The following is a 7,327-nucleotide window of genomic DNA, read 5'->3' as shown; positions in this document are numbered from 1 at the left end:
AAATTACGTCTATCTATATCCCTACCTAAAACGGAAGTATATAGTTTCTCAAGGTCGGAAAAAGGAAATTTGGTATCTAGTAGTTCAAACCCTAAGGGTTCATATGTGATTTTTGCCTGTAACCGTGTTATGGCAAGTTTTAGAATCTCGGCATGGTCAAAAGATAGTTCGGGTAAATTATTTATGGTAAACCATTGTGCCTCTTCCGCATCGGTTGATGCAGCAATTTTAAAAGTACTAGGTTTTATCAATCCGAAATACGCAACGGAGACTACTCTGTTTCTTGGGTCTCTATCGGGTTTTCCAAAGGTGTATAATTGTTCTAAGTAATTAATCTTGATTCCCGTTTCTTCCTTCAGCTCCCGCTCTACCGCTTCTTCTAAAGATTCCGAGTTTAAAACAAACCCGCCAGGAATAGCCCATTTTCCTTTAAAAGGTTCATATTTTCTTTTGATGAGTAACACTGATATGGTTTCAGATTCATATCCAAAAACCACGGCGTCAACAGAAAGCTTGATAGATTGTTGCATACTATGCGTATATTTTACGCTAAAATAGCAAAGATTATAGAGATTAAAAGTTTTCCATTCAGATTAGCGTTTTACCATAGTAACTATTTTATGGACTAATATTAATAAGTTAGAGAACAGTTTTAAATTAATCAATTGGCAAACTATATATCTTTTATGAATCATATCTGCTGTCTAATTCTTAAATTAGCAATGTAGACTTTAGGAGTAGCTATTTCATAGTTTGAGAAATATCCTTTGAACCTGATTTGATTCATATCAACGTAGGAAAAAGTTATCGGAATTTATATTCTGTGCTTTCCAATTTTCATTTCGTTTTTTATTCCTACTGTTTACACATTAATCAAAATCAATATTGCATTATGCGATTTGATAAATTAATATGATAGATGATAAATATAAAAGTGAATAACACCACTCACCTATTAAAACCGAATACCACGCTCAATGAAATGATTGACGAATTAGGTATTTCGGTTAAGGGAATCGCCGTTGCAGTGAATGAAAATATTATTTCTAAAACAGAATGGAATGCCAAAACACTGAACGAGAATGATGAAGTATTAGTCATTAAGGCAACACAAGGTGGATAGAAATTAGCTTTCATTGTAATCCTTAACTCAATAAAAATGATCGTACTAATAGCACCAGAAAAAGATATACCCAATGAAATTGAAATACTACATCAGTTATTTCAAGAAGGTTTGGCATATTATCATTTAAGAAAGCCATTTAAAAATTATCAAGAACATTGTGATTACTTAGATGCAATCGATAAAAAATATCATAGCAGAATTGTGGTGCATCTTTTTCATGAATTGGTCAATACGTATGACTTAAAGGGAGTCCATTTTCAGGAACAAAAAAGAATAGACCATATTGACAACCCTGGGCAATATTTTAAAAAGTTGAATATGTACGGTAAAACCATCAGTTCTTCTTTTCACGACCCAGAAGTATTGGAACAGTGCGATTTTGAGTTTGATTATCATTTACTGAGTCCCGTTTTCTCGTCTATTTCTAAAAAGGGATACGAAGGCAAAGGGTTCAACGTCAATCATATTGATAAATATATCGTAGGTATGGGCGGCATTAATGATGAAACTGTAAATCCTACTATCAAGCTTGGTTTTAAGGGTATAGGAGTGTTAGGCGGAGTTTGGAATATGGAAAATCCGGTAGAGCGCTTTGTGGCATTGAAAAAGCAATATGAAGCAGCCGTTCAAGAGCAGAAGAGAACATCCATCAGAAATAAAAATTTTTAAGCATTTAGGTAAAGACAGAACATGATACCAACATTACATTATATATCGCAGGGTAAGACTCCGCAAGAGCATTTAGAGAACATACAAAAGGCATGTACTTCTGGCGTTGAATTGGTGCAATTACGATTAAAAAAGCAGTCAGAAAAAGTGGTACATGAAACTGCCATACAAGCAAGGGAAATAACGGCGAAGTATCAGACCCGATTAATTATAAACGATTATTACAAAGTAGCCGCTGCGGTAAAAGCGGACGGTGTGCATTTGGGTAAAACCGATACTAGCCCAGTTATCGCTCGCAAAGCACTGGCGTCATGGCAAATTATTGGCGGTACAGCGAATACGCTTGAAGATTGCGAAGCGCTTTTAACTAAAAACGTAGATTATATAGGCTTGGGACCATTTAAATTCACGGAGACCAAAGAAAATCTGAGACCCGTTTTAGGCTTGAATGGTTACCTGACCATACTTGAAGAATTGAATACAAGTGTACCAATTATTGCCATTGGTGGCATTATCGCCGATGATATTACCGCAATAATGAAAACAGGTGTTCACGGCATCGCTATTTCGGGTGAAATTACCAGGAACTTCAACAGCATACCAGAATTGAAGAAGCTAATCAACGGAGGTCCGATACAAGAAGAACGTTGGATATCAGAAGAAAAAAGAAAATAATATGTTACAAATAGCGGATAAAAACTTTACCTCAAGACTGTTTACCGGAACGGGAAAATTCAGTTCATCTCAAGTAATGAGAGATGCTTTATTGGCTTCTGAAAGTGAATTGGTTACGGTTGCGTTAAAACGTGTGGATGTTGAAGATGAACAAGATGATATTTTACAGCACTTAAATCATACCCATATCCACCTATTACCAAATACATCGGGAGTGCGTAATGCCAAAGAAGCTCTATTTGCGGCACAATTATCTCGTGAAGCTTTGGAGACTAATTGGGTGAAATTAGAAATACATCCTGATCCAAAGTACCTTCTCCCCGACCCTATAGAAACCCTAAAAGCAGCCGAAGAGCTGGTGAAATTAGGATTTGTGGTCATGCCTTACATTCATGCCGACCCCGTTTTGTGCAAACGATTGGAAGAAGTTGGTACGCAATGCGTAATGCCTTTGGGAGCACCAATTGGGAGCAATAAGGGGTTAAAGACTCAAGATTTTCTAGAGATTATTATAGACCAAAGTAATGTGCCGGTAATTGTAGATGCCGGTATCGGAGCGCCTTCGCATGCTGCCTATGCGATGGAATTAGGTGCAGATGCCGTGTTGGTAAATACGGCGATAGCAGTTTCTCAAAATCCAGTGGAAATGGCAAAGGCATTTAAAATGGCGGTCGCTGCCGGTAGAATTGCTTTTGAAGCAAAATTGGCACCTGTAGTTCACAAAAAAGCTGCAGCCAGTAGTCCGCTAACCAGTTTTTTAAATTAGAACATGAGCAGTTTTAAAAACGTATTCGATACTTATAATTGGGATGAAACTTTACAAAGTATATTTTCTAAAACAGAAGACGATGTGTTACGTGCATTAAGTAACGCTAAAAGAGATTTAGAAGATTTTAAAGCATTGATTTCGCCTGCTGCCAAACCGTATTTAGAAGAGATGGCACAGTTGAGCAGGCAATTGACGAAAAAGCGTTTTGGGAATACCATACAAATGTATTCGCCCATGTATTTAAGTAACGAATGCCAAAACATTTGTACGTATTGCGGCTTTAGTATGACCAACAAGATTCCACGACGTACCTTGACAGATGCCGAAATATTAAAGGAAGTTGCGTACATAAAAGCGAAGGGATATGACCATATTTTATTGGTAACAGGTGAAGCTAATAAAATAGTTGGTGTTGATTATATCAACAATGCCCTGAAACTGATTCGTGCCCAGTTTTCTAATATTACCATAGAAGTACAACCTTTATTACAAGATGAGTATGAGCTATTGATTAATAATGGTTTGTATGCGGTATTGGTATATCAAGAAACTTACCATAGAGAAGAGTATAAAAAACACCACCCGAAAGGTAAAAAGTCGAACTTTGATTTTAGATTGGATACCCCGGATCGCTTAGGTAAAGCCGGAATTCATAAAATAGGATTAGGCGCTCTATTCGGATTAGAAGATTGGCGTGCAGATAGCTTTTTTACCGCCTTACACTTAAAGTATTTACAGAAAACCTATTGGAAAACGAAGTACTCTATTTCTTTCCCCAGATTAAGACCACATTCGGGCGGATTGGAGCCTAAGGTAGAAATGACCGACCCAGATTTGGTACAGCTAATTTGTGCCTTTAGATTATTGGATGAAGATGTTGAATTGTCAATGTCTACCCGCGAAAGTGAAGTGTTTAGAAATAATATTGTGAATTTAGGAATCACCTCCATAAGTGCCGAGTCTAAAACTAACCCTGGTGGTTATGCCGTAGCACCGGAATCTTTAGAGCAGTTTGAAATATCTGACGAAAGACCAACAGAAGAAATCACCGCTATGCTGAAGGGTAACGGACTTGATGTCGTTTGGAAAGATTGGACGAATAATTGGGAGTAAATTTATTTAAATACCCCCTGTAAATTTTCTAAAACACCAAGCGCAGCTTTCTCACCGGCAATCATTGCGGCATTTAAAGAGCCGTTTAGTTGAACATCCCCGGCTAAAAATATCGTTTGGGTTAGCCGTGTTTCTGACGGCGATAGCTCATATTGCAAATCATTTAATTTTGGAAGCGATTTAGGTATGCTGTAGTGTTTTATGAATGTACTAGAAGTGATTCCACAAAGTTCAGTTAGCTCTTTTTGAACTTGAGCTATTAATTTGTCTTTGGATAATTCTTGATTGTTGACCACCGTAACAGACAGTAATTCTTTACCATTGTTCAGTGTTGTTTTTAAACTTGTATGGTAAAAGATATTGTTGATTAAAGCGTTTTTCTCAGGAATTAGTCCAATTAAAGGTTTTTCAATTGTTCTATGTTCCACTTCAAAATATAAGGTGTCACAGCTTTGCCATTCTAAAGCTTGATTTTTTAAGTTTTGAATGAAGTAACTCGCTTCTGTTGCGATAATTATAAAATCACTCTCTAGTTCTTGACCGTCTGCTAGTAGTATTTTACCATCTTCAATAGCTGACACAGCCGTGTTGTATTTTACAGTAGTACTTGTTAGTTGATGTAATAGTTGTTTGGGAATTTCTTCAATACCACCTTTGGGTAATGCAGCGTTACCTTCACCGAACATTTTATAAACAAATTCGAACATTCTGCTAGAGGTATCTAATTTGTTTTCAAGAAAAATTCCACTAAAAAATGGTTTAAAGAATTCATTGATCATTTTTGTAGAGAACCCAAAATCAGTTAAATAGGAAAATGTAGACTGTTCTTTATCATTGAATATCTGTTCAATAGTTTTTTTCTTAAGTCTGGTATTTAATTTGAGTATTTTCAATTTATCGGAAAAGGTACCAATACTGGCAGAAAGGGTGGAAAACAATAAAGATGCATCTCTAAGCGGATCACCGATTACTTCTTGTTTTCCATTTTTGAAAATAGAAGCACCAGGTAAGAAATGTTGTAATTCTAAAGATTCGTAATCTAAATATTTTTGAGCTGCAGGGTATTCCGTTAACAAAACTTGAAATCCGTGGTCTAATTGATACCCATTTATAATATCAGTTTTGACTCTACCGCCTACCCTATCCGTAGCTTCAATAATTACAGGAGAAAAACCGTGTTGTTCTAGTACTGTTGCGGCTATTAATCCACTGATTCCAGCACCAATGATATGTACTTTATTCTCCTGTTTATTCATTTTATTATTTTGTTTAACTAATTTAGTTTAAATTTAAACAAAATTAGTACTTTTGAAGTAGTCTAACTGAAATAAATATTTTACAAATCTATAAAATCATGAATTATATAATAATCGCATTTCAAATTATCGTTGGTATTAGTATTTTAAATGTATGGCTTGTTCAAAATAAAAAAGCAACAAAATGGCGTGGTGGTAAAGCAACAACCATTATTGAAGAATTTAAGGCTTATGGCTTATCAAAACAGATATGTTATATCGTAGGTTTTTTTAAAGTAACACTCGCTATTTTATTATTGGCAGCCATTTGGTTTCCAGTTTTAAAGCAACCGGCAGCTTTAGGTTTAGCGACTTTTTTGTTGGGTTCAATAGCTATGCACTTTAAGATAAAAGACCCTTTGTTCAAATCTTTTCCTGCCGCTTTATTTTTGACATTATGTTTGGTAATAGCCTTTGTATAAAGGGTATTACCAATTAATTTGTTGGAAATAGCGTACTGCTATGAATAAATTTACTAAAGCTAATATTAGTGATGGTAATGACTCAAGCAAGCTATCTTTAATTTTTATTCTCACTGCAAACCCTAATAACATTAATAATGTAAGTCCCCCAGCAGCTGCGAATAATAAGATAGGTGAAAAGAAATATCCAACTATTAATCCCGATCCACCTAAAAGTTGAAGATATGCGGTTAAAATCCTTTGATTTTTCAAACCAAATCTTGCGAACTCATCTTTCATTTTTTGAGATAGCAAACATTCAGTACCGTAATATAAAAATGCTATACTAGATAAGAGTATAGCTAAGTTTAGAATATTCATTTAACTATTTTATGTGCTTGAAGAAAATTTTTAGAGGAAATAAACTAAGACAGTTTCTCAATTTTCTTCATTATTTCATCTGCTTCGAATGTTTTTTGGTTACTCATTTTTCTATTGGTAGTCGATAAAGTATGCGCTTCTTTTAAAAGTTTTGCATATTGATCACGCAATTTATCAATCTCTGATTTTTTCTTAAATATACCGAACATAGCTTTTTGTATTTCTTATTTACTTATGTGTAAATGAACTAGAAGTTAAATATACAAAATGTTTAATTATTTATCTATTTAATTAAACAAAACTATGATTTATGAAGTGCGATGGAGTATAATTAGTTGTTCAGCCGCTAGATTGAACTATGGTAGAAATTAGTAAAGAGATGAAAATGTAAATAGTTAGTTAGATTTAGATAATCTTACAGCCTCTAGTTTGTTTTTTAGCTTATCAACGTCTAAAGATTCTAATAGGGCGATTAGATTAGGGAATCTTGTTCTATGATAACCAAAGCGTATATCTGTAAATTCTGCAATAGCTTTTTCTTTACTCCAATTATCAAACACCATTCTAGAAGCAGCGATGATAGCACCAGTTCTATCAGAACCATGCCAGCAATGAACAAGTACAGGTTTTTCAGCTTGTTGTATGCTATTTAAAGCATTGAAAATATCATCAAAATCTATTCTAGATGCTTTTAACGGTATGCGATTTAAATCAAGGTTTAGACCCTTTATCTTTCTTTCATCTGTGGGTTGGCGTCTTAAATTTACGATTGATTTTATACCCATTGCCTGCAGCTCTTTCGTCCCTTTTTTAGTGGGTTGTTCTGAGCGATACATATTATCATTTATACTATAAAGGTTATGGAAATTGTTAGAAGCAATTTTTTTTGAAGCTGTGG

General features: G+C 34.8%; 11 protein-coding genes and 1 riboswitch. Of the genes, 6 read left to right on the top strand and 5 right to left on the bottom strand.

What is annotated here, in order from left to right; genetic code table 11:
• Window positions 1-530 (bottom strand): NUDIX hydrolase (locus ABJI11_RS08635; RefSeq protein ID WP_348351266.1); only part of this gene is annotated, 530 nt, incomplete at its 3' end.
• 193 nt (window positions 531-723) lie between these two features.
• Window positions 724-817, top strand: a riboswitch (TPP riboswitch).
• A 102-nt stretch (window positions 818-919) separates the two neighbouring features.
• Between ABJI11_RS08635 and thiS the strand changes: the two genes are divergently transcribed.
• The 5 genes from thiS to thiH are packed head-to-tail and all read left to right on the top strand — an operon-like array spanning window position 920 to window position 4,352.
• The gene (gene thiS, locus ABJI11_RS08630; RefSeq protein ID WP_348351264.1) at window positions 920-1,123 is read left to right on the top strand and encodes a sulfur carrier protein ThiS; all 204 of its coding nucleotides are present in this window, start codon (window positions 920-922) and stop codon (window positions 1,121-1,123) included.
• A 36-nt stretch (window positions 1,124-1,159) separates the two neighbouring features.
• On the top strand, window positions 1,160-1,795 hold the full coding sequence (locus ABJI11_RS08625) for a thiamine phosphate synthase (RefSeq protein ID WP_348351262.1): 636 nt from the start codon (window positions 1,160-1,162) through the stop codon (window positions 1,793-1,795).
• A 21-nt stretch (window positions 1,796-1,816) separates the two neighbouring features.
• The gene (gene thiE / locus ABJI11_RS08620; protein WP_348351260.1) at window positions 1,817-2,470 is read left to right on the top strand and encodes a thiamine phosphate synthase; all 654 of its coding nucleotides are present in this window, start codon (window positions 1,817-1,819) and stop codon (window positions 2,468-2,470) included.
• A gap of 1 nt (window position 2,471) precedes the next feature.
• On the top strand, window positions 2,472-3,236 hold the full coding sequence (locus ABJI11_RS08615; RefSeq protein ID WP_348351258.1) for a thiazole synthase: 765 nt from the start codon (window positions 2,472-2,474) through the stop codon (window positions 3,234-3,236).
• Between the two features lie 3 nt (window positions 3,237-3,239).
• The gene (thiH, locus tag ABJI11_RS08610) at window positions 3,240-4,352 is read left to right on the top strand and encodes a 2-iminoacetate synthase ThiH (protein WP_348351256.1); all 1,113 of its coding nucleotides are present in this window, start codon (window positions 3,240-3,242) and stop codon (window positions 4,350-4,352) included.
• 2 nt (window positions 4,353-4,354) lie between these two features.
• Here thiH and ABJI11_RS08605 read toward each other — a convergent pair whose 3' ends face one another.
• Window positions 4,355-5,608: an NAD(P)/FAD-dependent oxidoreductase gene (locus ABJI11_RS08605; protein ID WP_348351254.1), complete on the bottom strand. Its 1,254-nt coding sequence runs from the start codon at window positions 5,606-5,608 to the stop codon at window positions 4,355-4,357.
• Between the two features lie 98 nt (window positions 5,609-5,706).
• Between ABJI11_RS08605 and ABJI11_RS08600 the strand changes: the two genes are divergently transcribed.
• Entirely contained in the window at window positions 5,707-6,069 is a 363-nt protein-coding gene (locus ABJI11_RS08600; protein ID WP_276492846.1) for a DoxX family protein, read from the top strand.
• A 6-nt stretch (window positions 6,070-6,075) separates the two neighbouring features.
• Here the strand turns inward: ABJI11_RS08600 and ABJI11_RS08595 are convergent, their stop codons facing one another.
• From ABJI11_RS08595 to ABJI11_RS08585, 3 genes are all read right to left on the bottom strand, one after another.
• Window positions 6,076-6,429, bottom strand: coding sequence for a DoxX family protein (locus ABJI11_RS08595; RefSeq protein ID WP_276492847.1), 354 nt, complete (start codon window positions 6,427-6,429; stop codon window positions 6,076-6,078).
• A gap of 44 nt (window positions 6,430-6,473) precedes the next feature.
• Window positions 6,474-6,638: a Lacal_2735 family protein gene (locus tag ABJI11_RS08590; RefSeq protein WP_348351251.1), complete on the bottom strand. Its 165-nt coding sequence runs from the start codon at window positions 6,636-6,638 to the stop codon at window positions 6,474-6,476.
• Between the two features lie 186 nt (window positions 6,639-6,824).
• The coding region (locus ABJI11_RS08585) for a dual specificity protein phosphatase family protein (protein WP_348351249.1) at window positions 6,825-7,327 on the bottom strand (503 nt) is incomplete at its 5' end.

It is taken from the genome of Maribacter sp. (assembly GCF_039968975.1).
GTDB lineage: Bacteria > Bacteroidota > Bacteroidia > Flavobacteriales > Flavobacteriaceae > Maribacter.
This window is presented reverse-complemented; position numbering and strand designations above follow the sequence as displayed.

Bases quoted from the DNA above. Each gene is read 5' to 3' on its own strand.
- thiE (WP_348351260.1), top strand. From the start codon at position 1,817: ATGATACCAACATTACATTATATATCGCAGGGTAAGACTCCGCAAGAG.
- thiH (WP_348351256.1), top strand. From the start codon at position 3,240: ATGAGCAGTTTTAAAAACGTATTCGATACTTATAATTGGGATGAAACT.
- ABJI11_RS08590 (WP_348351251.1), bottom strand. From the start codon at position 6,638: ATGTTCGGTATATTTAAGAAAAAATCAGAGATTGATAAATTGCGTGAT.
- ABJI11_RS08595 (WP_276492847.1), bottom strand. From the start codon at position 6,429: ATGAATATTCTAAACTTAGCTATACTCTTATCTAGTATAGCATTTTTA.
- thiS (WP_348351264.1), top strand. From the start codon at position 920: ATGATAAATATAAAAGTGAATAACACCACTCACCTATTAAAACCGAAT.
- ABJI11_RS08600 (WP_276492846.1), top strand. From the start codon at position 5,707: ATGAATTATATAATAATCGCATTTCAAATTATCGTTGGTATTAGTATT.
- ABJI11_RS08615 (WP_348351258.1), top strand. From the start codon at position 2,472: ATGTTACAAATAGCGGATAAAAACTTTACCTCAAGACTGTTTACCGGA.
- ABJI11_RS08605 (WP_348351254.1), bottom strand. From the start codon at position 5,608: ATGAATAAACAGGAGAATAAAGTACATATCATTGGTGCTGGAATCAGT.
- ABJI11_RS08625 (WP_348351262.1), top strand. From the start codon at position 1,160: ATGATCGTACTAATAGCACCAGAAAAAGATATACCCAATGAAATTGAA.